General features: G+C 40.7%; 19 protein-coding genes and 1 pseudogene. 3 read left to right on the forward strand and 17 right to left on the reverse strand.

What is annotated here, in order from left to right; genetic code table 11:
• A pseudogene (locus tag G586_RS26650) lies at positions 1 to 253 on the forward strand (IS110 family transposase); the annotation flags it as partial.
• A 1,088-nt stretch (positions 254 to 1,341) separates the two neighbouring features.
• Here the strand turns inward: G586_RS26650 and G586_RS0115415 are convergent.
• From G586_RS0115415 to G586_RS0115455, 9 genes are all read right to left on the reverse strand, one after another.
• Positions 1,342 to 1,701 carry a RidA family protein gene (locus tag G586_RS0115415; RefSeq protein ID WP_026528445.1) on the reverse strand — a complete coding sequence of 120 codons (360 nt, stop codon included), beginning with the start codon at positions 1,699 to 1,701 and terminating at the stop codon, positions 1,342 to 1,344.
• Positions 1,702 to 1,857: 156 nt separating this feature from the next.
• Positions 1,858 to 3,228 (reverse strand): sodium-dependent transporter, encoded by a 1,371-nt coding sequence (locus G586_RS0115420; protein WP_026528446.1) that lies wholly within the window; start codon positions 3,226 to 3,228, stop codon positions 1,858 to 1,860.
• A 224-nt stretch (positions 3,229 to 3,452) separates the two neighbouring features.
• Positions 3,453 to 5,051 (reverse strand): hypothetical protein, encoded by a 1,599-nt coding sequence (locus G586_RS0115425; RefSeq protein WP_026528447.1) that lies wholly within the window; start codon positions 5,049 to 5,051, stop codon positions 3,453 to 3,455.
• On the reverse strand, positions 5,052 to 5,759 hold the full coding sequence (locus tag G586_RS0115430; RefSeq protein WP_026528448.1) for an ABC transporter ATP-binding protein: 708 nt from the start codon (positions 5,757 to 5,759) through the stop codon (positions 5,052 to 5,054).
• A gap of 188 nt (positions 5,760 to 5,947) precedes the next feature.
• Complete coding sequence (locus G586_RS0115435) at positions 5,948 to 7,276, reverse strand: sensor histidine kinase (protein WP_026528449.1); 1,329 nt, start codon at positions 7,274 to 7,276, stop codon at positions 5,948 to 5,950.
• A 68-nt stretch (positions 7,277 to 7,344) separates the two neighbouring features.
• Positions 7,345 to 7,473, reverse strand: a complete 129-nt coding sequence (locus G586_RS27245; RefSeq protein WP_255346261.1) for a hypothetical protein — start codon at positions 7,471 to 7,473, stop codon at positions 7,345 to 7,347.
• 36 nt (positions 7,474 to 7,509) lie between these two features.
• Complete coding sequence (locus G586_RS25130) at positions 7,510 to 8,982, reverse strand: ATP-binding protein (RefSeq protein ID WP_026528450.1); 1,473 nt, start codon at positions 8,980 to 8,982, stop codon at positions 7,510 to 7,512.
• A 154-nt stretch (positions 8,983 to 9,136) separates the two neighbouring features.
• Positions 9,137 to 9,679 carry a hypothetical protein gene (locus G586_RS0115450; protein ID WP_026528451.1) on the reverse strand — a complete coding sequence of 181 codons (543 nt, stop codon included), beginning with the start codon at positions 9,677 to 9,679 and terminating at the stop codon, positions 9,137 to 9,139.
• A 31-nt stretch (positions 9,680 to 9,710) separates the two neighbouring features.
• A complete protein-coding gene (locus G586_RS0115455; RefSeq protein WP_026528452.1) occupies positions 9,711 to 10,244 on the reverse strand; it encodes a GNAT family N-acetyltransferase in 534 nt (177 codons plus the stop codon).
• 637 nt (positions 10,245 to 10,881) lie between these two features.
• Between G586_RS0115455 and G586_RS0115460 the strand changes: the two genes are divergently transcribed.
• The gene (locus G586_RS0115460; RefSeq protein WP_026528453.1) at positions 10,882 to 11,949 is read left to right on the forward strand and encodes an NAD(P)-dependent alcohol dehydrogenase; all 1,068 of its coding nucleotides are present in this window, start codon (positions 10,882 to 10,884) and stop codon (positions 11,947 to 11,949) included.
• A 157-nt stretch (positions 11,950 to 12,106) separates the two neighbouring features.
• Entirely contained in the window at positions 12,107 to 13,204 is a 1,098-nt protein-coding gene (locus tag G586_RS0115465; protein ID WP_026528454.1) for a GTP-binding protein, read from the forward strand.
• A 34-nt stretch (positions 13,205 to 13,238) separates the two neighbouring features.
• Here the strand turns inward: G586_RS0115465 and G586_RS0115470 are convergent, their stop codons facing one another.
• The 8 genes from G586_RS0115470 to G586_RS0115505 all read right to left on the reverse strand — a co-directional run bounded on the left by G586_RS0115470 (position 13,239) and on the right by G586_RS0115505 (position 22,845).
• Positions 13,239 to 14,594, reverse strand: coding sequence for an MATE family efflux transporter (locus G586_RS0115470; protein ID WP_026528455.1), 1,356 nt, complete (start codon positions 14,592 to 14,594; stop codon positions 13,239 to 13,241).
• Positions 14,595 to 14,757: 163 nt separating this feature from the next.
• Positions 14,758 to 16,182 (reverse strand): sensor histidine kinase, encoded by a 1,425-nt coding sequence (locus tag G586_RS0115475; RefSeq protein WP_026528456.1) that lies wholly within the window; start codon positions 16,180 to 16,182, stop codon positions 14,758 to 14,760.
• Entirely contained in the window at positions 16,170 to 16,832 is a 663-nt protein-coding gene (locus G586_RS0115480; RefSeq protein WP_026528457.1) for a response regulator transcription factor, read from the reverse strand. The genes G586_RS0115475 and G586_RS0115480 overlap by 13 nt, the downstream gene beginning before the upstream one ends.
• 138 nt (positions 16,833 to 16,970) lie before the next feature.
• The gene (locus G586_RS0115485; RefSeq protein WP_026528458.1) at positions 16,971 to 17,765 is read right to left on the reverse strand and encodes a lantibiotic immunity ABC transporter MutG family permease subunit; all 795 of its coding nucleotides are present in this window, start codon (positions 17,763 to 17,765) and stop codon (positions 16,971 to 16,973) included.
• Position 17,766: 1 nt separating this feature from the next.
• Positions 17,767 to 18,498, reverse strand: a complete 732-nt coding sequence (locus tag G586_RS0115490; protein WP_026528459.1) for a lantibiotic immunity ABC transporter MutE/EpiE family permease subunit — start codon at positions 18,496 to 18,498, stop codon at positions 17,767 to 17,769.
• A 22-nt stretch (positions 18,499 to 18,520) separates the two neighbouring features.
• Positions 18,521 to 19,231, reverse strand: coding sequence for a lantibiotic protection ABC transporter ATP-binding protein (locus G586_RS0115495; RefSeq protein ID WP_026528460.1), 711 nt, complete (start codon positions 19,229 to 19,231; stop codon positions 18,521 to 18,523).
• Positions 19,232 to 19,475: 244 nt separating this feature from the next.
• Positions 19,476 to 21,152: a GGDEF domain-containing protein gene (locus tag G586_RS0115500; protein ID WP_026528461.1), complete on the reverse strand. Its 1,677-nt coding sequence runs from the start codon at positions 21,150 to 21,152 to the stop codon at positions 19,476 to 19,478.
• Positions 21,145 to 22,845 carry a GGDEF domain-containing protein gene (locus G586_RS0115505; protein WP_026528462.1) on the reverse strand — a complete coding sequence of 567 codons (1,701 nt, stop codon included), beginning with the start codon at positions 22,843 to 22,845 and terminating at the stop codon, positions 21,145 to 21,147. Before G586_RS0115505 ends, G586_RS0115500 begins: the two co-directional genes overlap by 8 nt.
• Positions 22,846 to 22,911 lie beyond the last annotated feature (66 nt).

The following is a 22,911-nucleotide window of genomic DNA, read 5'->3' on the forward strand; positions in this document are numbered from 1 at the left end:
TGCCATAAAATACCGCAGAATAAAATATCGTCGTGGTCACAAGAAAGCAATAATAGCAATCGCCAGAATGATGATGGTCTGCATATATCACATGGTGAAAGATAAGAAAACTTTTACTCCATGCGATTATAAGGAATTGATGGATCCTAATGATCATCCTCACAAAGTTGTTTTAAATGATGCCAACGTATTTGAGTATCTGAAAACTCAGGGTTACGATATTTCTTCATTGGTTAAAAGCAACGATAACTGATGAATGATTTCCTATATGATCAACCTGTCAGAGAGACGGGAAATCTCGTCCCTCTAATTTAAGTCGGTTTCATCCGCTACTTATTTTTCACTCTTGATCTCCTTAGTTTTATTGTATGATTACTTAGTTTAATTACAGGATTAGGGCCTTTTCCTTTTTTTTTTGTGTGGATATATTCTGAGGTTATTTGTGCTGCTTGTTTTTGGGATACACGACTTTTTGTTGATTCAGGTCTTATGACGTGTAGTACTTCCACTTCAAAATTGTAAGATTAGGTCTAGGATACACGGCCTTTTGTTGATTTAGGTATTATGACGTGTAGTATTTCTCTTAAGAATGGTTAAGTATGGACCTGGGATACACGTTTTTTTATAGATTTGGAGCTTATGACGTGTATTACTTCTCGCAGGAATGCCTTTAGAATGACCCTAGGATACACGGCTTTTTATAGATTTGGCCTTTATGACGTGTAGTACTTCCACTTCAAAATTGTAAGATTAGGTCTAGGATACACGGCCTTTATGGATTTTGGCCATATGACGTGCCTCCCTCCTCTGAATGAGCCGAGGCTATATGACTTCTATGGTTTATGCCTTTTGTCGCGTCGTACTCTTTAAAATGAGCTTGCCTACTAGGTTTTATTTAAATTTTCACATTTTGGCAAGTAGGATTTTTTATTATAATGGGTAGGATCCGGCCTTTACTACTTGTCTTTATATTGATTTGAACCTTCTGGCAAGTAGGAAGTATATTGAAAATCAGACTATTCTACTTGCCTTTTTATTGATTTATACCTTTTGACAAGTAGGAATCCCCATAAAGACCAGTCTAATCTACTTGTCTTTTCATCCATTTATACATTTTGATAAGTAAGAGAATCCGCTAAAACGTGCCTTTACTACTTATCTTTATACAGCCTTCTACCTTTTGACAAGTAACATAACCTTTATAATGAATTCCATAAAGTGGACACTAAGGAAATATATTCAGGCAAGTATTTAAAATGTGAATCTATATCGTGGACATGAATTAAACAGTATATTTACCATTCAATATATCTCTTAATAAAGAAGCCTGCAGATAATGTATCATCCTAAATTTTTATAGGCTATGGCATCAATCTGAAATCTGATCCCATCCCTTATGAAGTCAGAAGTATACGCCTTTCTTGCCGGATATTTGCCTGCAAATCTATCTTTCAAAACCTTCGGCAAGTAATTCAGGTCCTCTATGTCCTTAAAGAGACAATCCATTTTAACAACAGATTCCAATGTTAACCCCGTCATTTTTAAACGATTTTCTAGCACATCAATGGCTCCGTGAATCTGCTCCTCAATAGACTTACCTTCATTTCCCATACAGTACCCAACAAAGACATAATCACCTGCCTCTATAATCGTAGAATCCGCCCAATATTCATCTACCTCAATCCTATTAATCTCTGACATGCTCACCCTCCTTTTTATCATTCCAGTCCATTGTCCCACAATATATCTCTGTCTAAAAAACTTACCATCTAAAAATAGAATAATATATAACAAAAAACAGACCCTTTCTTTCACAGAAATAGGTCTGTTTTACACTGCCATATCAAATGCACCGGCTTATGCAAAGTAGCTCCACAATCCATACACTGCAAGGAATGTCAGGATAAGCGGAAGTACTACCTTGAAATACCACTTGAGCTTCAGGCTCATCTTAATTCCAACACCGCTGTTTACTTCTTCGATGTAGTTGTCAAAGCCCCAGCCATACTTGCAGGTACAGAAGAGGCAACAGATAAGTGATCCGATAGGAAGAAGAAGGTTACTTACGATAAAGTCCTCGAGGTCCATGATCACGTTGCCTTCCTTAAGAGGCTGAAAAGCGCTCCATACATTGAAGCCAAGGGCACAGGGAATTGATCCCACTGTAATTATGATGCCGGCGAAAAGTGCTGCCTTTTTTCTATCAAGACCAAACAGGTCGATGGAGAAGCTAACATCATTCTCGAATACGCCTATCATTGTTGAGAGCGCTGCAAAATACATAAACAGGAAGAACATGCTTCCGATTATCCTTCCGCCCTTCATAGCTGAAAATACGTTAGGCAGAGTGAGGAAAATAAGGCTTGGTCCTTTGTCAGGTGCAACTCCGAAGGCAAAGCAGGCAGGGATCGTGATAAGTCCTGCAACGATAGCAACGAAGGTATCAAGGCCTGCTACCAGCATAGCCTCTCCAACAAGGCTTCTGTCCTTCTTGATATAGCTTCCGAAAACCTCCATACCGCCGATACCGAGGCTAAGAGTGAAGAAGCTCTGGTTCAACGCTCCGTAAAGAACATTTCCAAAGCCAACCTTCCTTACATTGTCCATGTTGGGCATGAGATAAAACTTAACACCCTCCAAAGAGTTCGGCAGTGTCAACGATCTGATTCCAAGTCCCACCATGATAAGGATAAGCATTATCATCATGATCTTGGTGATTCTCTCAACGCCCTGCTGAAGTCCCATAGATGTCACCACTACGGTTATCAGCATTGTGATGCCCATGAAAAGAATAAGTATGGACGGACTGGACATCATCTCGCCGTACAAATCCGCAATTTCAATAGGGCTTTTTCCCTGAAAAGCACCCATGACTGCCAGCACAAAATATCTTAATATCCATCCTGAAACAACAGAATAAAACATAAGAAGCAGGTAATTACCTGCTATAGCAAAGTATCCGTATATGTGCCACTTACTGTTTTTCGGCTCCAGCTTTTTGAATGCCGAAAGGACGCTCAACCGGCTTGATCTTCCGATCGCATACTCCATGGTAAGTATCGGAACTCCCAAAATAAGCAAGAACAATACATAGATAAGGACAAAGAATCCTCCCCCGTTCTCACCTACCATGTAGGGGAATCGCCATACATTACCGATTCCGATTGCACACCCTGCGGAAAGCAGAATAAACCCTAATCTGCTTCCAATTGATTCTCTCTCTTTCACTTTTAACTCCCTAAATACATTAAAATTTTCACGAAACAATTCCCCAAATATATTAAAATTTTCACGAAACAATTTCGAAAATACGCAGAAAAATGCACCAATATGCTGATTACCCTTTCAGCACATTGGTGCAAGAATTCAACCATATTATAGTACTAAAAAAACTAGTTCTTAGCAAGGAGTTTTCACTTTAAAGTGCTGAAGAACGCACGACCTTACTGCCCTTACAGCTCTGCGAAAATAGCTGCACCTCTCTTCTCTAACCATGCTGTCATAATAAGTGATAAAACCAAAAGAGCAACAACCCAGTAGAGCATATAAATCGTGGTACTTTGCTCATACCCAAAGAACATGTAGATAAGAGCAAAGAGCGTAACTATAATCCAGCTTCCCATTATTGAGATGAAAACACCTCCGCTGTGCTTAATTGGCTCTGTCTCATTAGTCCAGCTTAAGAGAGGAAATTTAATAGCAATAACAGTATTTACCAGTGCTGAAAAGACCACATACATAAGCGGCATTACAAGAAGCAAAATCTTTTCGGAAATTGTAAAATCTGTGCCGATCATTGAAAGAATGCATGCTATAAGCATCGGCACTCCTGCAAGCAATATCTGCGTCATTGCCTTTGCTCTTAGTACTGCAGCAGGCTTTACCGGAAGTGATTGAAGTATCCAGAGATCTTTTCCTTCAAGTGATACCGAAGGTGCAGCTGTATCTATCATTGCAGTCATCAGGCAAAGAGCTGTACAAAGAAGTATTATTCCGCAGTCAGGCCGATCAGATATTGCCTCCTTAAGCTGCGGAAGCAGCACATGCCCCTGTAACAACATGTATACGCCAAGCGCGGGTAAGAGCAAAATTCCAAGTCCGCAGTTAAGCATATAGTTAGGACTTGCTGTAAACCTTGCAAACTCTTTAAAGAGCACAGCACCAAAAACACTCTTCTGTCTTACAGTCTTTTCAGTGTAGCGAATTCTTTCAACTTTTCCTGTTGCTGTGGCAATGCTTGTAAAGCTCTTAAGAAGCAGCTTCCAAATTACTACAGTTATCGCTGTCATTACTGCAGTAAAGATAACTGCGCAGAGTATATCTCCTGTTCCGATTTTTCCAAAAAGATACAGAACGTAAGCTGCTCCCTTGATTCGCTCGCCATAGCTTTCTGCATTGGCAAGAATATCTCTTATGATATCTCCGGCCTTAAAATAGACCACGTAATAAAGTGCGATAAAAACTATCGTTATAAAAACTGTTGCAAAGCTCTTGTGCTTAAGCTTAAGACTTATCTTTGCAACGGCAAGGCCAAGTACACATGAAAGCGCCAGCACAAAGAACGAAATCACAAAGAACAATAATAGTCCGCATATGAGCTTACTTACTGTCACTCCCGTAACGATCATATATACCAGTTCCATCGGGATCATTACAGTAAGCAGATACATTGTTCCCATCAAATAGACGTTAAGAAGTCTTGATGCAACTATCGTCCTTACAGGAATGGGCAATGCCAAAAGTAAATCATTGTCCTTGGAAAGGTATAGCGCGGTATAGCAGTTATATACACTTCCAAAGGCACCAAGAAAAATCGATATGGTTCCCATTATCAGGAAATATAAACAGTCCATTCCTACTTCTGTCATAGGTGCGCAAAGGCTCATGGAAAGAGCCAGGAACATTCCGCCAAGCAGCCCTACAACAATCAGAACAAAAAATACAAACCAGCCTGCAATTGCAAGCTTTGAGCGCATCTTGTTCTTCTTAGCATCATAGAAATATCCCTTAAATACTTCAAAAAGCTGTTTTTTTACGAGCGTTTTAAGCATTTATACCGCCTCCAGTTCCAGGAAAACATCCTCAAGACTATCGTCACCCTTAACCTCATCCATAGTTCCAACTTTAATAAGTTTTCCGTGGTTGATAATAGCCACCTTGTCGCAAAGCTTCTCGGCAACCTCAAGCACATGTGTTGAGAAGAAAATTGCTCCTCCGTTGTCACAGTGCTCTCTCATCATCTCCTTTAAAAGATGAGAAGACTTGGGATCAAGTCCCACGAAGGGCTCATCCATAATGATAAGCTTCGGATCATGCATCCATGCTGAAATAAGTGCCAGCTTCTGCTTCATTCCGTGTGAATATGCTGCGATTGGAAGTGCAAGATCATTTGTGATCTCAAAAAGATCCGCATATTTCTTAATCTTTTCCTTTCTTGCAGTAGCAGAAATTCCAAACACATCGGCGATGAAGTTCAGATATTTGATTCCACTCATGTAATCGTAAAGATCCGGGTTGTCCGGGATATATGCAAGATCCTTCTTGTACTTTACGGGATCATCCTTAACTGATATTCCATCAATTGTGATGGTTCCCTCATCAAACTGCAGAATTCCTACAACGCTTTTAAGTGTTGTACTCTTTCCTGCTCCATTATGACCTATGAATCCGAAGATCTCCCCGGCCTGAATACTCAGTGACAGGTCATCTACTGCTTTTTTCTCACCATACGTTTTTGTTAAATTTTTTATCTCTAACATAACGGTCCTCCTTTTATTTCTTTCCCTCTTAGTTTCTGCCTCTTTTGGCAACAAACATGTAAAATTATACATTAAACGGGATTAGGTGTCATGTGATATATTTGTGAAGTTTCCAAGGATAATAATAATCCCATAATAAAAAAACAGACCGAATCTGCACTGATTTCGGTCTGCTTTACACTGAATTTTTATCCAATTATCATTCTCACCTTAAACACTTTATCCTCGGCAATATACCTGATCTCACTCCCTGTCTGATTCACAAAGGCAAGAACGCTTCTGGTTCCTATACCATGATCCTCCGCAGTTGAGAAGGGATGTCCATTCTCATCCAGTTCCACCTTTTTATCGCAGGAATTCGTTATCTCCAAAAGAAGCTGGCTCTTATACTTTGCCGTGATCTCTATGAAGCGATTTTCCTCCGGGACTTTTTCGCAGGCATGGATTGCATTCTCCAAAAGATTACTTATAGTGATTGCAAGCTGCATCTCATCCACATAGATTTTGAAAGGAATATTTGTAGCAACATTCACCTTAATTCTTTGCTTTTCAGCCACGGAAACATAGTGAGCGATCGCCGCATTAACAGTTGTGTTCTCGCAGTATCTTTTCATGGAGTGAGGCTCCTGTGAGAGACGCTCAGATAGACACTGGCGGGCTTCTTCATACTTTTCCGACTCCAGAAGGGACATAAGCAGAGCTTCAAAATGCCTTCTGTCATGACGCATTGCTCTGTCCTGCTGCATGATTACCTCTGAAGTTGCAAGGCGCTCCCTCATGTTATTTGTTGCAATCTCCATGATATCCGCATCTGATTTCAGCTGAAGCTCACTTTGCTTTAATTCCATTTCCTTCTTGATTGAATACGTATATTTTTCAAGAATAATGAAAAACAGAATGTTCAGTACTGTCAGAATCACTGCCATCTCTGTAAACTGATGAACATTAAGATAATCCGAGTTAGCGACTCTTATTGTATCTACCATAATGATTACTACCGAAAAGACCGGGGCTATCATAAATGGAATTGATGCCCTGTCGATGTATCTGTCTTTTTCCTTGCTTCCAAAGTAGCATATTGCCTTTATTGCAATAAATTCCAGCAGTGCAAGGAGCATGAGTGCTACAGGCGACATTTCATCAATGTTGGTTTTGTTCCCCTCCACTGACTCGAGGTTTCCCATCAAAAATGCCTCGGCAGTTTCCAAGGATATCATTATTGCCATAAAGAATGCGTAATAAACAATTCCACGGATATTGTCTACCTTGTAAATAATGAAAAGCGGTAAAAAATAACTGGCCAGAGTTATTGCCATGTTAAGCGTAACAATTTCAAGCAGATTCAATGAAGCATATGCAATAAACATCAAAACATAGACCAGAGCTGCTGCCCATTTTCTCTCTTTAAACCAATTTTTCTTTGAATAAAATGTGTGATGCAGGCAGTAAAATAAATACACCAGTACCGCATCGATAAAGACCAGCGTAACCCTTGGATCTTTAAGAAACTCAATCATGATTGCCCCCGAAAAACTTTTTTCAAAATATTATACCCTCAAATACACTTTTTTGCTTACTTAAAAAGTCAATTCAGGTAGCCCAAAAGCACCCCAAATTCTCCGCTGTTTACAAGACGCCCCTGTTTCTTGTACTCATATTGCATAGCCTTTGCAATATGCCTCATCCCAAGCGGTTTATCCTCCGCACCGGCCATATAGGCCGCGCTATAGAGAATCGCCTTTATATTGCTTCACGAAAGCTCAAACCGGTTTGCAATAAACTGAAAATCCATATCCTTGTCAAACTTTGTCTCAGCAGGAAGTATGGTAGTCCAGAGAAGATATCTCTGATTTTCATCGGGATTCTCCAAGTGAACCGCATAGGTTATCCTTCGTATAAAGGCACTATCAAAATTGTCATAATAGTTGGTAGCGAGAATCGACATTCCATCGTACTCTTCAATCTTCTGCAGAAGATATGCGGTCTCCGAGTTGGAATATTTGTCATTGGAATCCTTTATCTGCGTTCTCTTTGAAAACAGCGCGTCAGCTTCATCGAAGAAGAGTATGACATTTGCACCCTTTGCTGCATCAAAAATGGCCGAGAGATTTTTCTCCGTTTCCCCTATGTATTTTGAAAAAATCCTGGATATATCCACTCTGAAAAGCGGGAGCGACAGCTCATTTGCCACAACCTGCGCTGCCATGGTTTTTCCTGTTCCGGGAGGTCCATACAAAAGGATACTGACTCCGTTTCCATATGCGTTCTTTTTCTTAAGTCCAAGTTTTTCCGCAACACGATTTCTAACGCGGAAGCGGTCACATGCACTGTGCAGTATCTCTGCCTGCCCATCCGGAATTGTGAGATCTTCCCACTTGTATAGAACGCTTATCCTTGAAGCCAGCGATGAAAAGTCCACATGATTTATCTTCATCATGGATTCAAGAATCATGTCTCTTGTAAGAGAGGCACTTTTGACAAGCTTTGCGCCTGCAACCGCATGAGTGCACACATCTCTTATTTTTCCATAGGATATCTCATAACAGTCCGCAAGGTCAGGAACTTTAACATCTTCAGCTATTTCGATATCGGAATTCCCGAGAAACCACTCCCACATAAGGATTCTTTGCATAGCGGTAGGCGCAGGAATACAAAGCGAAGGAACTCCCATGACCGATAACTCATGAGGCTCTTCACTGCTGCCAAAAACAAATATCCTGCAATCAGAAAAGTCCTTTATTATTCTTCGGACAAGAGCCATTTCCCGCTCTCTGTAATCAATAGATGTTTTCTCCGTCTTTTCTGCCGCGTCCTTTAAATCCAGGGAAAGGGACAACAAAGTACCGCCCCTCTTCATGAGAATCATGGCATTTGTAAGAATAACTCTTCTTGTTTCCCCGCTGATTCCACAAAGCTTTTCCATATCAAGCACAAGGAGTCTTCTTTTTTCGTAAGCCGCAAGATGATGCAAAAGATGAAGCGCCGGATCACATATATCTCTGTCCCTTATTCCGGGCGGCATGTCGTAATACCTTTTAAGCTCCGACTCTGTGATGACAAGGCCCCTTGAAAAAAGCTTGTTTTCCTTATTAAGCCCCCTGTGCTCAAGGAGACTTTCAATGATCATGTCGATAATTCTTAAGTAATCATCAAGCTCATCAGCTGATGATGAATAACCGTTTTTTCTCCTGTCCTTGTCAAAGTAGTCGCCAAATTCATACATTAGCCGCTCTCCCCGCTTTCATCCGTTTATTCCCCAAATTTAAAATTTGTCATTTTCCCTTTATGTGCGACTCAGATCTCGATAATATTCGGAACATCTACAAAGCTTTTAATAAAAGTGAAAAACTCCTCTCGATCCGAGAATGTCTCAAAAGCTACTCTAAGTTCCTCTTAGGAACAGCTGCAAAATTCCATCCTTTTACCTGATCCATGGCATTATCTATTTGGGCTAAATCATTACCCAAAAGATCCAACTCATCTGCCTGCTTATTCTTTCCTTTACTACGCAGCTTAGCTGATTTATTCTTTATTATCTGAACACTGTCTTTGCCGGACGAGCCGATATTATCGATTATTTTTTTATCATCCTCTTCATTACTTTTGAGTGATTCTTTTTCCGGCTCTTTATTATCTATGATGTTATCGTTAAATTCGCTTCCGGCATCATCCATCCCGAAAAGATCAGTCCCATTGTTAATGAGGATGTTCTCTTTTTCACCTTCATTGTTGTTTTCATTAAAATCTTTATCATCAATCAGATCGAGATTTTCTATACTTGCCTCATTTCCCATAGCAATTATTTCATCTTTCACTGAAGAGGATTTATACTTTTTCCCGCCATGAACTCCACGTGTAGATTCATTATCAGTTATGACGTCAGATTTCTTTATGTTTTCCTCGGTTTTTCCCCAGCCCATATTCCGTCTCCTTTTTAAAAAGTCCGGTCATTTATCTATAGAATTTTACTTCCGCACTGGCACTCCATACGTCAAGGCAGAGCCCATCATCAGGGATATTATCTGCTGTCTCGACCTGAATAAAATCGGTAAAATTGTTCTTCATAAGGAATTCTTCGTAGACTTCACGAATATCATCAGGAATCCTGTACAAGGTTTTAAAGAGTATAAGACTTTCATTTTCTTCCTCATCCCAGATAAACATTTTTCTGGCGATAAAGAGTGCCTTATCCATCAGAGCAGAAGCATATCCTCTCCTCCTTAGGGCCGGCAGTGTAAAGATACTGACAATGTTCAGATCTCCCTCAGCCTCTGGCTGAACAACAAGAACAGACGCGCATGCCACAGATCCCGTAGCCTTCATCGCGTCATCATATCCTTCATCACTCTCATCAAGGACTGCCGAAAGTCCCATAAATTCAGTATCCAGTTCAGCACCGTTCCCGGTAAATTCATCGTAAATATATGGCAAGATCATGCCTTTGTAATCGTCAAGATTTTCTCTGGTAATAGATTCAATTCTCATGTACCTGCTTATCCCCCCGCAATAAGATTGTACACATATACTATTTAATTATAGCATTTTGGAATTGATAACTTATAAAATTTCCATAAAGAAGTTTGGGATTTATCAGGTATACTTTGCGAGCGCATTTCCGGCACCGAGGGTAGGAATTTTAATATGTTCAGGTTATTTATTTCGATATATCGTTCGGGGGCTTTGAACTTATCATATATCGTTTTTGTAGATACTACTTATAATTCAAAATAACAATTCAAATCATTAATTTTGCCGGAAAGGAGCTCGCAAAGTATACCTGACCGTGTTATAGAACAACAAATCAACGATATAAGTAGCATCTCATGTTCAAAAGATAGCATGCCATAAGAAAAATGATTTTACTTACACCGATTAGAACTTGTTTTACACTGATTCAATCACAATTTGGATTCAGGAAAATTTAAAAAAAGTAAACTAGGAAATGCAAACAATATTTTCGCTTAGATTATGTGCAAAACAGCGAAAATCCAGCAATAATCCTGACTTTCGTTGACACTCAGCCAAGCCATTTATTATCATAAACTAGTGTAAGCATAAGGTTACAGTATTAGGGGATGCACTCATTTGAGTGTAAATATTTACAAAAAGGAGAGAGAAGGTAATGAAAGGTTTTGCAATGCTCAAAATCGGCGAAGTCGGCTGGATTGAAAAAGAGCGCCCTGTCTGCGGACCCATGGACGCTATCTGTAAGCCTCTGGCTATCGCTATCTGCACATCAGACGTACACACTGTATGGGAAGGTGCCGTTGGTGATCGTCACAATATGATCCTCGGACATGAAGGTTGTGCTGAGGTTGTAGAAGTTGGTTCTGAAGTTAAGGATTTCAAGCCCGGTGATAAGGTACTTGTACCTGCTATCACTCCCGACTGGAATTCACTTGAAGCACAGGGCGGATTCTCAATGCACTCCAATGGAATGCTTGCAGGATGGAAGTTCTCCAACTTCAAGGATGGTCTTGATTCTGAATTTTTCCATGTTAATGATGCAGACGGTAACCTCGCTCACATGCCTGAGGGTATGAGTCTTGAGGATGCTTGTATGCTGTCCGATATGGTTCCCACCGGATTCCACGGTGTAGAACTTGCTGACGTTCAGTTTGGTGATACTGTTCTTGTAATCGGTATCGGACCTGTTGGTCTTATGTCAGTTGCAGGTACTCACATGCGTGGTGCATCCAGAATCCTTGCTGTAGGTACTCGTCCTACATGTATCGAAGCTGCTAAGTTCTATGGCGCTGACGAATTCATCAGCTACAAGAACGGCTCCATCGAAGATCAGGTTATGGAACTCACAAATGGTAAGGGTGTTGACCGCGTAGTTATGGCCGGCGGTAGCGTTAAGACTTTCGAGTCCGCTGTTAAGTCTCTTAAGCCCGGCGGAAAAATCGGTAACGTTAACTACCTTGGAAGCGGCGACTACATCACTATCCCCCGCGTAGAATGGGGCGTAGGTATGGGTCACAAGCAGATCAACGGTGGTCTTATGCCCGGTGGACGTCTCCGTATGGAGAAGCTTGGAGCTCTTGTTTCATCAGGCAAACTTGATGTTAGCAAGCTTTCAACACATGTATTCCACGGCTGGGAGCACATTCCGGAAGCTCTTCAGCTCATGAAGGATAAGCCGGCTGATCTTATCAAGCCTGTTGTTATTCTTGATAACAATCCGTAATTTATTACTGATAATTTGGGGCGTTAAATGTGACGTAATACCCATTTGTTAAATGTAATGCTATTTCTATTTTTAGGAGCGGCGTCTACGCCGCTCCTATTATTTAAGAAGGAAGGAATAATCCGTTTTTCATGTTGTACTCCGGATTATGTAACATATGAAGATTCTGATTGTATCCGGTTTTCTTGGTGCCGGAAAAACAACTTTTATAAAAGAACTGATTAAGCGAACAGGCACGAAGCCTGTGGTACTTGAAAACGAATATGGTGATAACTCCATAGATGCAAAGGAACTTAGAAGAACCGATCTCGGAAGTGATTCTGAAAGTGCTGATTCCGGTAATTCCAACGATTCTGCTGTTTCAGATTCCGGAACTAAAAAGCTCGAAGTCCTTGAATTCATGGAAGGATGTGTGTGCTGCACCATGAAGGATAGCTTCATCAATTCAGTACTGACTGTTTTTTCCGGACTTTCTCCGGAATACTTAATTGTGGAACCAACAGGCGTAGGACGCCTTAGCAATATAATTGAAAATCTCCAGCCGCTCATGCATGGAAATATCAGCCTGCTGAAGCCGGTTGTGGTTTTATCTCCCAGAAGCTACAGACAGAACATGAGTGAATGGCCTGAGCTATACAGAGATCAGGTAGCAAATGCTCAGATCGTCGTATTTTCAAAATGTGAATCTGAGGATCCGGAAGTCCTGATGCAAACTGAAAAGGCTATTAGGAGCATCAATCCTGATGCCGAAATTATTCGCAAGCACTACTCTTCCATGGATGATGAGTGGTGGCGTTCTGTAATGGAACTCTCTGCAGCAGATATTGATATTTTTTCAGATGAAGCTTTAGCAGACGGAGCTATTGATGATGGTGCAGGTATTGGTAACTTAGCCAAAGCAAATGGCAGCTCTTCCATCTCACAGATTACGCTGAATCATGCTCATCTTGAGAATGCTACAGAGCTGATGTGTATGCTTGAGGATTGCCTTAGAGGCCAGCTTGGTCACATCGCCCGCGCCAAAGGAACGGTTCCTGTTGGGAATGAAACTCTCCGCTTCGATCTCGCAGATAACCTCTATTCCATCACAGGCTCCCCTGAGGAATCTAACCAGTGTGTGTTTATCGGGGAGGCACTTGATAAAGAAGGCATCTGCAGACGAATGGGAAGCAGTCTGGAAATTGAATCTATAAGCTTTGCAAAGCCCGTCCTTAAGAGGCCGGAGCTTAAAATGAAGAAAAAGGTCTTGGCTTAAATTGCCAAGACCTTTTTGGTTCTATGTTTTATATTCAATCCATTTCTCTGGTAAGATTCTTAACCCAGATGTGTTTATTGTAGTGCCATCTAAGGAACGGGAGCTTTACGATCTCGTCAAGGCACATAACAATGTAAACAACAAGTACCGGGAGCTTAAGAACAAATGCTGCGATAAGAGCCGCAGGGATTGCAAAGCACCAGGTCGCGAAGAACACGCTCACGGCATCGTATTTTGCATCACCGCCTGCAGGAAGAACTCCACAGGTGTAGATGGTATTGTAAGCGTATGCGAACATATAAAAAGCCATGAAGATCAGCATAACAACAAGGTAGCTCTTAGCAGTCGGTGTAAGTACATAGAAAATGTAAACAAGAGGTCCCACTATTGCCATCAGCACTGCGTTACAAATCCCGTTCACAAAGGAAACATCGAAGAAGCGGTCACCGTAGCGAACTGCCTTGTCCATAAGTCCTGCTCCAAGAAGCTCACCAACCATGATTCCTGCGCCTCCCGCAAGTCCCTGTGATACACAGGAAATAAGCTCCTGAGCAACACTGGTAACTGAAGCTGCAGCTGTGGCATCCGATCCAAGATGTCCCATGATAATGTTGTGGACCGTGATGCTAAGTCCCCATGAGAGAGCGCTTGCAAGCATGGCAGGAAGTATATGCCACAAATCCTTTTCAAAATCTTTCGAGAAAAATGTGAAGTTATCAATGGACAGATCCACAACCTTTTTCCGCCTTGCCCAAACATATACAAATATCAGCGCAATGGCTTCAACTGCAATTGTGGAATAAGCTGAACCGTTTGCTCCAAGAGCCGGCACACCTGCTTTTCCATAGATAAGGAAGTAGTCAAGGATCATATCTATTGAAACCGTGAGTGCAGACACCACAACGCTAAGTCTCGCATCTCCCGCGATTTTCATATTCATAAGGAAGCATGCGGCAAGCACCGCAAAGATATAGGAGAAACCAACTATCCTCAGATAATCCGCACCTATGCTTATTAGATTTGCGTCATTCGTGAATATGCGCATGATGTTTGCCGGGAAGAAAAATGTCGCAAGGAAAAATACCAGGCTGACTGCCAGCGAGTACCTTATTGCCATCGCAAGAAATCTCCCTGCGTTCTTGTAATCCTTTTTGCCCCAGTACTGCGCGATAAGTACACCGGCTGAACCGGTTATTGATCCGCTAAACAGCGTCATTACGAAGAAAACCTGATTTGCTAAAGAAACTGCTGCTATAGAATCCTGATTGAGCCTTCCAAGCATCAGCGCGTCAGATGCACCGACCAAAGCACCAAGCAGTCCCTGCAGCGCCAGCGGCACTGCAAGTGCGCGCAATTTCCCATTAAACTCTCTTTTTTCATCCCTGTTCATGATAGCACTCCTCAAAATCAAACTTGCAGGCATGAAGATTTACTTTTGATCATCAGTATATCCTGCACTAATTATTTCAATGTAATTCTATCATGGTTTATTAAGATATCGTTTCAATTTCGATAATTAATATATGAAATTGGCTGTTAAATGATTTATCTCTTTACTTATCGCTACTCTTAAAACTAATCTCCACCTTCGCTCCGCCGGTCTCCTTTGAATTAGCAAGAACTATCTCACCGCCGTGGTCTTCTGCTACCTTTTTGGCAAAGAACAGACCAATGCCATAGTGAGAGCCTCCGGTTCTGCTTGAATCATCCATAAAAAACTGCTCAGTACCGTGGGCTAAAGCTTCAGGTGTAAAGCCGCTTCCGGAATCCTCAACTGCAAACTGTATTTCAGAAGCAACTATTTCTTCCGGCCTCCCACTGAATTGTTCTGCAACACCGATGCTTATCTCTCCACCCTCCGGCGTATGCTCAGCTGCATTTCTAATAACATTCATGACAGCTCTTACAACCTGGTCATAAACAACATTTATTACAGCCTGATTGTTACACTCTTCCTTCCAGTTGATCTTGAGATCATAAACCTCTGAAAGTCCCATGGTCTGATTCTTAATATCACCAATAAGTTCGGAAACGGCAACTTTTATGGGAGCCTGCTTAACACCCTCCTGGGACTTTGTGACCTCAATTAGTGTCTGCACATAATTCTGAATCTGAAGCGCACTACCGGAAATATAGTCAGCATAATTCTTCTGCTCATCCGTAAGCTCTGTCTCCAGCAAAAGCTCGGAGTTACCGCGAACCACCGTAAGCGGAGTCTTTATGTCGTGGGCAAGAGCTGACATCTGCCTGTTCTTTTCCTGCTCGGTCTCCCACTGCTTCTGAAGTGATGTCTTCAGCGCGTATCGCATGTCTTCCAGCGCCACCAGGCATTCATCAATCTCTTTTATTCCGGAATAATAAATCTTAAAATCCAGATTTCTGTCGCCAATCTGCCCAATAGCCTCCCTCATGGGAGTCAACTTTTTTCTGATTCCCGTTCCGAATTTCTTTGCAAAAACCTGCATGATTCCAACACAGCAAACAAGAATGAACACTGTCAAAAGATTTTCGGGATTTGGCAGATGTTCGTTCATCCACATAGATCTATACTGTGGCTTAAGCCTGTACTGCAGAACGACATATTCATTCGGGCGGGAAATAACTTTATAGAATCTGTCACCACTGATGTTTTCATTTGTCACTACCTTCCATGCCGTTTCCACATCCTTATCTGCAAGGTTCCCGGAAAGGACCTCTCCGTTCTCTGAAAAAACAACATAGCGGCATACATCGGGAATCAGATCAGCCTTCACTTCGCTTGCCTCTTTAATCTGTTCATAGGCATCACTTATCCTGTATTCTGCGTAGTTAGCCGGGTAGATAGCTCCTACATTTATAAGCAGATTAAATAGAAACAGGGAAAATGCTGCCCAAATGAGAAGTGCAAATCCCATCATAAAAGTATAGGCCTCGAACATGCTTCCAAGGCCAAGCGTTCCCCTCTTATTCCTTTTATCCTTACTCTTTACTCTTCCCATTTATATCCTATCCCCCAAACTGTCTTGATTGGCATGTAATCGTAGCCAGAAAGCTTAGTTCTTATGTTTTTTACATGCGTGATTATAGTGCTGTCACTGCTGTCACTGTCGTATCCAAGAACCTTTTCCAGTATCTGTTCCTTTGAAAAAATCTGACCGCGGTTCTTTGCCAGAAACTCGCAGATGTCGTACTCAGCCTTTGTGAGGGGTATCTGTTTTTCATCAAGCATCATCTGGCGTGACTCAAGGATGAAGCAGATTCTTCCAAGTGCTAACCTTGCAACATGCTCCCTCTTCTCTCTCCTAAGGTGCGCTCCAATTCTGGCGCGAAGCTCCATTACGCCAAAGGGCTTACAGATATAATCGTCAGCGCCCAGAGCCAGTCCGTTCACAAGACTTGTCTCATCTGTCTTTGCGGTTATAAATAAAATCGGACAGTCCACCTGATTCCTGATTTTTGAGCAAAGCTCAAACCCGTCTATTCCGGGCATCATAACATCCAGAAGTATCAGATCGTAGCGGCTTAGCGTGTCACTTTCTAATTTTGTAGGATCATCTATTTTTGTAACTGTATGAGAGTCCTTTATTAGGACATTTTCTATCATGTTTAAAATGGCGATATCGTCGTCAACTGCAAGTATGTTTGCCATGTCTTCTTTTTCATCCTCTTTTTCTAATTTTTAACAGCTTTTCAAAAACTGTTCTGCAACATGCAAAACGGGTACCAATAATGCTATTTCATTCATATAATAAAACAGTCAGCAATCCTACTTCCCTCATAAAGTTAATCAGTCAGCAGTCTTACTTCCCTCATAATTAGCAGCAAAAACAAAATAGCAAGCAAGGCACACTACTGTAAAAAGCAAGTAAATATTCAGCACCGGCTTTAGATTCAGGTAAATCATGTGTGATTGCGGTTGCCTTATTTTTGAAACAACAATGTTGGTTGAAAGCTCTCCAAACCTAAGCTCAAGATAAGTATCAGGCATTCTGGCAGTCCATGAGAGCGGCACGATCTTCCAGACATACATTCCAAGATTTGTCAGGAAAAGAGCGCTTATAAGTCCTGAAAAAAGCCCTGCGCCAATTGAAACACCTTTACCGAATAAAAGGGCCAGGATCTCAAAAATAAGGTAAAGCGGTATGGCGGAAAGCCACATAACAAGCGCGGCTTCGATATACAACGCGATTCCCATGCTACCCTGTCCAAGGACACTTTCAAATCCATATCCAAATAAAACTGCTGTAAATAGTAAGGCGATGAAGCTCAATAATATCAGTACAACTACCTTGGAAAAGAGCGCTGCAGTCTTGCACTTCAAGGTTAGAAGATTCTGAAAGGCTCCTGCGTTTTGCTCCTGTTCCATTGTACTTGCTGTGAATATTCCAATCAATATGGGAAATGCCGCTCCGATTGTCTGGTAAAACACTATTATCTTTTCAGTCTCAGAAAAGCTTCTTCCGGATATCCCGTAATAAAAGAGGAACGCCAGACTAGCCATGATCGGAATGACAATGTGTGCGGCGATTACCGGACTTCTTCTAAGCTTATAAAAATCCGCATGAAGGCATCTGAAAAACATTTTATTTCACCTCTCTTTTTTCAAACCATGTGAGATACAAAAAGGTTCCAAGCACAAACCAAAATATGGAAATCAAGATCCCGGGAATTATCACACCTGCATTAAGAAGGTGGTTACCTGCCTGTGCCCTCATGCCGTTTGGAAGCACATGGAGAAGAGGTGTTACAACCCTCATGGGAATCGCAGACACAAACAAAAACCACATTCTTGAAGGTGCCACAACAATTCCAAACACAGTAATAAAAAGGCAGATCATAAGCTCCATCATCATTCCGAATTTTTCACTTAAGAACAAAAACAGCGGAATCTCCCAGAGCTGTACGATTGTAAGAACAACTACCGTCATGGCTGCACCATTCGCAGGAACACTGGTTGTCAAAAATCTTCCTCCCACCAAAGCTCCAATAAAAAGAATCAGATTCGAGATAAATATGAGGCATCCCATATAAACTATTTTTCCAAGCATCATGTCTCTTTTATCCATTGAGAGTGTCATGAGATTATAGTATCCTGCCTTCCTTTCTCTTGAAAGTGAGAGGTGGCAGATTATTGCGAGCATCCCGGGAAGAAGCAGTGTGTACCACCAGTTCCACGCGCTCTCCGAATATGAATTTGTCATCCCCATTGTCAGTACAAATGCTACGATAAGTGATAGCACAGGAAAAATAAAAACAAGCCTGCTGCCCATGGTTCTTTTTGATTTTAAAAATTCTGCTTTGATAATATTAGTCATCTGTTTAATCCTTTCCTGTAATTTACGCAATATGCGGAAGCGCACGATTTTTCTTAACCACATCCATGAAAAGTTCCTCAAGATTCTCACCGGGATAGAGCTTACCTTCATACCCCAAAACTCCGTCAGAGATTATTCCGACGTAGTCTGCCATCAGTTGAACCTCAGATAAAATGTGACTTGATAGAATCACTGTGATTCCCTTTTCCGGGAATGATTTTATAAGCTCACGAAGCTCCTCTATCCCTATGGGATCAAGACCGTTTGTTGGTTCATCCAGTATAAGAAGCTTTGGATTTCCAAGAAGTGCCAAAGCAATTCCAAGCCTCTGTTTCATTCCAAGAGAAAACTGTCCGGCCTTCTTTTTTTCCGTGTTTTCCAGGGACACGAGTTCAAGCACTTCATCAATTCTCTTCTTATCCGTTCCGAGAAGAATTGCTCTTACTTCCAGATTTTCTCTGGCTGTAAGATTTTCATAGATCGGAGGATTTTCAATCAGTGCTCCTATCTCATTAAGCGCTCGTCTGCTCCATGGTCTTCCATCATAGATGATCTCTCCGCTTGTGGGCTTTAAGATACCTGTTATCATTTTCAGTGTTGTTGATTTTCCGGCACCGTTTGGCCCAAGAAGTCCATAAATGCAGTTCTTTGGTATATTCAGTGAAACCTTATTAACTGCTTTCTGCTTTTTGAATTCCTTACAAAGTTCATTTGTTTTTAATATCATCTCCATTATTTCTCCTTCTTTCCCATCACGCAAAACATCTTGTAGCAAAAATTCAAGACGTAATGCGGCTTAGTTCAAAACCTTTATCATTCTGAAATTAAGAATAAAAGGAAAAAATAAAGAATTAATGAAGATAAAAAAATAAATGCGAAGAAATTTCTCCGCATTAAATAAACATAGGTCGATATTTAAAAAGTAATCGTTATGACAAATTTACAAGAAGGCCATGATTTGGAGTGTTTAAAGCCTCCTACATAGCCTCCTTTTTCATTTGATTCTTGTTACTGTACATTCTCTCATCAGCAAGAAGGTAGACTGCATTCCAGTCCATGTCATCAACTTCATGTCGAAAGGCATAGCCGGTAGCAGCGCTTCGTCTTATTGAGGGATCCTTCCTGTTAAGGGAAACAAGAGCAAGGTTTAATTTCTCAATCAGTTTTTCTGCAGAATTCAGATCATCTCCGCTAAGAACCGCAACAAATTCATCTCCGCCTATTCTCGCAATAAAGCCTTTGCCTCTAAAGCATGCATCAAGAACTCTGCTAAACTCTGACAGGTACTTATCTCCCATCTGGTGGCCCTGAGTATCGTTTACAGTCTTAAGTCCGTTTAGATCAATACTTATTACGCAGTAGTCCTCTGTAGTTTCACAGAGATCACTCAGATATTTCTCATACTTTGATCTGTTTGGAATTCCGGTTAAGCCATCAGCATATGCAAGATGAGCAAGAGATTCATGCTCCTTTTTTCTGGCATAAGAATCAGCAATATATATCTGATAATTTATCAGCGTGGCGAATACCATACACATAGTTCCCATGGGAACTGCTTTCTTGGAAAGCATAATCTGCTCAGATATTCCGGTAACCTCAAAATAATAGAAAATCACATTAAAAACAAATGATGCCGCCAGTGCACACTCACCTATGAGCTGTATGAGCTGATAATTAGATATCCTATGATGTCTCTTATCCATAATAAGCATTGTGATCATATAGCCGCACATACCAAGTGCATCCAGCTGATACACCGGAAGCGTTAGATTTATGTGAATCAGTCCGATTAAATGAATGAATATAAGAACAAACGGAATAACCGTTCCCGTTACCGCAAATAATAGAAACAGCTTGCGATGTACGTAATCCTGCATGCAGCCCATAACCATATACATCAAAGGAGCGATCAGATACAAAGAAATATATTCTATCTCAGTCTGGTGACCGCCAATATCAAAAAACAGCTCCATTAACTTAAACTGAGCAAGAAACCATACTCCCAGCACAATAAAAAGCAGTGATGAATATATCTGCATATTGATTTCAGGAACATCACTTCTAAAGGCAATTGAAATAGCCAAAAACACAATTCCAAAAATTATCAAAAATGAAGAAATCAGAAATACAAAAATGTTACAAAATATTGAATACTTAAATACATCCATGTAGCTTCCTATAACCGGATTCTCATAATAATTATAGGCACCGTCTTCCGCCACCAATAACTCTATCTGGAATTTTACCGGAATCCTGTATTCAGGAAGCGCTACAAAGTTAAGATTACATCCGATAAAGCTTCCATCCTCATATTCATGGAGATATTGATCATTAAGTATTTTGCCGTCACAAATAATCTTCCACGCGCTAAATTTTGATTCAAATAGAATAGTGGGTGAATTATATTCACTTAAATTCAGGACCTCTCTTGTGAGTATTATCTTATCGCCTCGCTTAGTCCCATTTCCAATAATTCTGCGAAGTTCGGAGAGCTTAACATCCTCAAAATGCTCATCATTGTATGTGACATCCCACCTATCCCTAAGCACTTCCACTCTTGAAACGCTTGTGGGTCTTAGAACGGAATTCCATAAAAGCATTTGCGCTATGAATGTCATGAAGGCAATTGTCAGAAATAGTATTTTTCTACTCATGATGCTTCTCCTTCATTTTATACATTCTTGAATCAGCAAGATAAAACACATCAGACATCCTGCCACCTGCTTCGTAACTATAAGCGTAACCTGCAGAAGCTGATAGCTTGAATTTATCATCTCTCCTATTGAAGTCATCCATATTCTTCTCTAACACACGTATGCACTTATCGCACACATCTGCGGAGGGTTTCTCAAAAATAACCAGAAATTCGTCTCCTCCTGTTCTTCCGATCAGACCTGCCCCCTTAAAGGACTCTTTAAGATAATCCGCAAATGTCTTTAGCATCCTGTCTCCCTCAAGATGGCCGTATGTATCATTCACATACTTAAGTCTGTCAACATCAAGGCTTATTATGGCATAGTCTCCCTTCAGGGTTGCTCCATACTGCATGCATTTTGCCCTGTTCATAAGCCCTGTCAATGCATCAGTATATGCCAGTCCTTCAAGTTTTTCCTTGATACGCTGATCATTCATATGCTCGATTCCACTCAGGAAATAATAAACAAAAAGACAGATTATAAAGAAAAGCATTCCAAGGTTTAAGAAATTTATATTCACAAACAGATTTTGTTTACCATAACCTTCGGCAAATCTCTGGACTGTATACTTTGCAATTTCAAGCAGGGCAAAAACCACCATAATAATGAAGCCCATAATAAGATATGAGTCAGAGTCAACGCCTGTATAAGTATCGGATTCAATCTTCTTTTTATGCCTCATCCTGACATTTGAAACAAGGGGCGGAAGTATGATGATAATTTCCAAAACAGAAACTATCTGTACCGGCACAACAAAGAAGTTAATCGGAATCATTCCTGTTAAAAAGCACATCCAGAAAATAATCGGCAACACAATATTGATTCCGATGATCACGCGCTGTTTCCTATAAATAATATTCTTGTTCGTGGAATATAAAAGAACGCTGAATGAAAGCGGGATCAGATACAAAACAAAGTATTCCATAAGTGAAAAGAAATATTCATGCTCACTTAAGAATGCGAAAATATCGTTATATGTATAAGTATATAATCCCAGTAGCATTGAAACCGCGGAGCTTATGAACGCAGACTCCTCGAATCTATGATACATAAATAGGAAAAGACCAAGTGAAAAAAGAAGGAGGGAATAGATTATAAAAAACCCCCCAAGAAACAGAGGCATCCTGTGGTACTTGAAGAAGTACTTTACAACTTCCGTCTTCGTCCCAAAGTATATTGGGTAGAAACCTCTGAATGAGTTTTTCTCGGCAACTTTAAATGTAATACTTACATCATGTGCCTTAACCCAGTCACTGACAGTAATGAGATTAAATTTCTTAGGAATATAAATTCCCTTATCGCTAATGTCACTTCCAAATGAATAAACTTCTTTGCCATCCATCTCAACCAAAACAGAGGCAAGATAACTCTTAAACATTATGGTTGGAGAAACTATTGTAGTTGCAGGAATTGTTCTTTTTATAGTTATGATGTCACCCGCATTTGTTGATTCAAGAGCAAAATCAGCCAAAGTGACATCGTTATAAACTTTATCACCATAATAAACAGACCAGCCAGAATAAAGCTGGGTAAAGTATTCGGATTGAGGTGTAGTAAACAGGCTGCTTCCGAAGATGAGCAAAACTATAGTAATAAGTATCATGAGTATCGGAAGCACCGGAAAACTAATTTTTTCTGGTGTTCTTTCCATGAATCTGCCATAGCCTTTTTTGCGCACAATTAGCTATTTTTATTATATCGCATCTACAATATACAA

It is taken from the genome of Butyrivibrio sp. VCD2006 (genome assembly GCF_000423925.1).
Classification (GTDB): Bacteria; Bacillota; Clostridia; order Lachnospirales; family Lachnospiraceae; genus Butyrivibrio.

Excerpts from the sequence above, each read along its gene's own strand:
- G586_RS0115480 (WP_026528457.1), bottom strand. The coding sequence starts at position 16,832 with ATGGCAAACATACTTGCAGTTGACGACGATATCGCCATTTTAAACATG.
- G586_RS0115455 (WP_026528452.1), bottom strand. The coding sequence starts at position 10,244 with ATGAGAATTGAATCTATTACCAGAGAAAATCTTGACGATTACAAAGGC.
- G586_RS0115465 (WP_026528454.1), top strand. The coding sequence starts at position 12,107 with ATGAAGATTCTGATTGTATCCGGTTTTCTTGGTGCCGGAAAAACAACT.
- G586_RS0115430 (WP_026528448.1), bottom strand. The coding sequence starts at position 5,759 with ATGTTAGAGATAAAAAATTTAACAAAAACGTATGGTGAGAAAAAAGCA.
- G586_RS27245 (WP_255346261.1), bottom strand. The coding sequence starts at position 7,473 with ATGGCCGGTGCGGAGGATAAACCGCTTGGGATGAGGCATATTGCAAAG.
- G586_RS0115450 (WP_026528451.1), bottom strand. The coding sequence starts at position 9,679 with ATGGGCTGGGGAAAAACCGAGGAAAACATAAAGAAATCTGACGTCATA.
- G586_RS0115415 (WP_026528445.1), bottom strand. The coding sequence starts at position 1,701 with ATGTCAGAGATTAATAGGATTGAGGTAGATGAATATTGGGCGGATTCT.
- G586_RS0115460 (WP_026528453.1), top strand. The coding sequence starts at position 10,882 with ATGAAAGGTTTTGCAATGCTCAAAATCGGCGAAGTCGGCTGGATTGAA.
- G586_RS0115435 (WP_026528449.1), bottom strand. The coding sequence starts at position 7,276 with ATGATTGAGTTTCTTAAAGATCCAAGGGTTACGCTGGTCTTTATCGAT.
- G586_RS0115470 (WP_026528455.1), bottom strand. The coding sequence starts at position 14,594 with ATGAACAGGGATGAAAAAAGAGAGTTTAATGGGAAATTGCGCGCACTT.
- G586_RS0115500 (WP_026528461.1), bottom strand. The coding sequence starts at position 21,152 with ATGAGTAGAAAAATACTATTTCTGACAATTGCCTTCATGACATTCATA.
- G586_RS25130 (WP_026528450.1), bottom strand. The coding sequence starts at position 8,982 with ATGTATGAATTTGGCGACTACTTTGACAAGGACAGGAGAAAAAACGGT.
- G586_RS0115485 (WP_026528458.1), bottom strand. The coding sequence starts at position 17,765 with ATGTTTTTCAGATGCCTTCATGCGGATTTTTATAAGCTTAGAAGAAGT.
- G586_RS0115505 (WP_026528462.1), bottom strand. The coding sequence starts at position 22,845 with ATGGAAAGAACACCAGAAAAAATTAGTTTTCCGGTGCTTCCGATACTC.
- G586_RS0115475 (WP_026528456.1), bottom strand. The coding sequence starts at position 16,182 with ATGGGAAGAGTAAAGAGTAAGGATAAAAGGAATAAGAGGGGAACGCTT.
- G586_RS0115490 (WP_026528459.1), bottom strand. The coding sequence starts at position 18,498 with ATGACTAATATTATCAAAGCAGAATTTTTAAAATCAAAAAGAACCATG.
- G586_RS0115495 (WP_026528460.1), bottom strand. The coding sequence starts at position 19,231 with ATGGAGATGATATTAAAAACAAATGAACTTTGTAAGGAATTCAAAAAG.
- G586_RS0115425 (WP_026528447.1), bottom strand. The coding sequence starts at position 5,051 with ATGCTTAAAACGCTCGTAAAAAAACAGCTTTTTGAAGTATTTAAGGGA.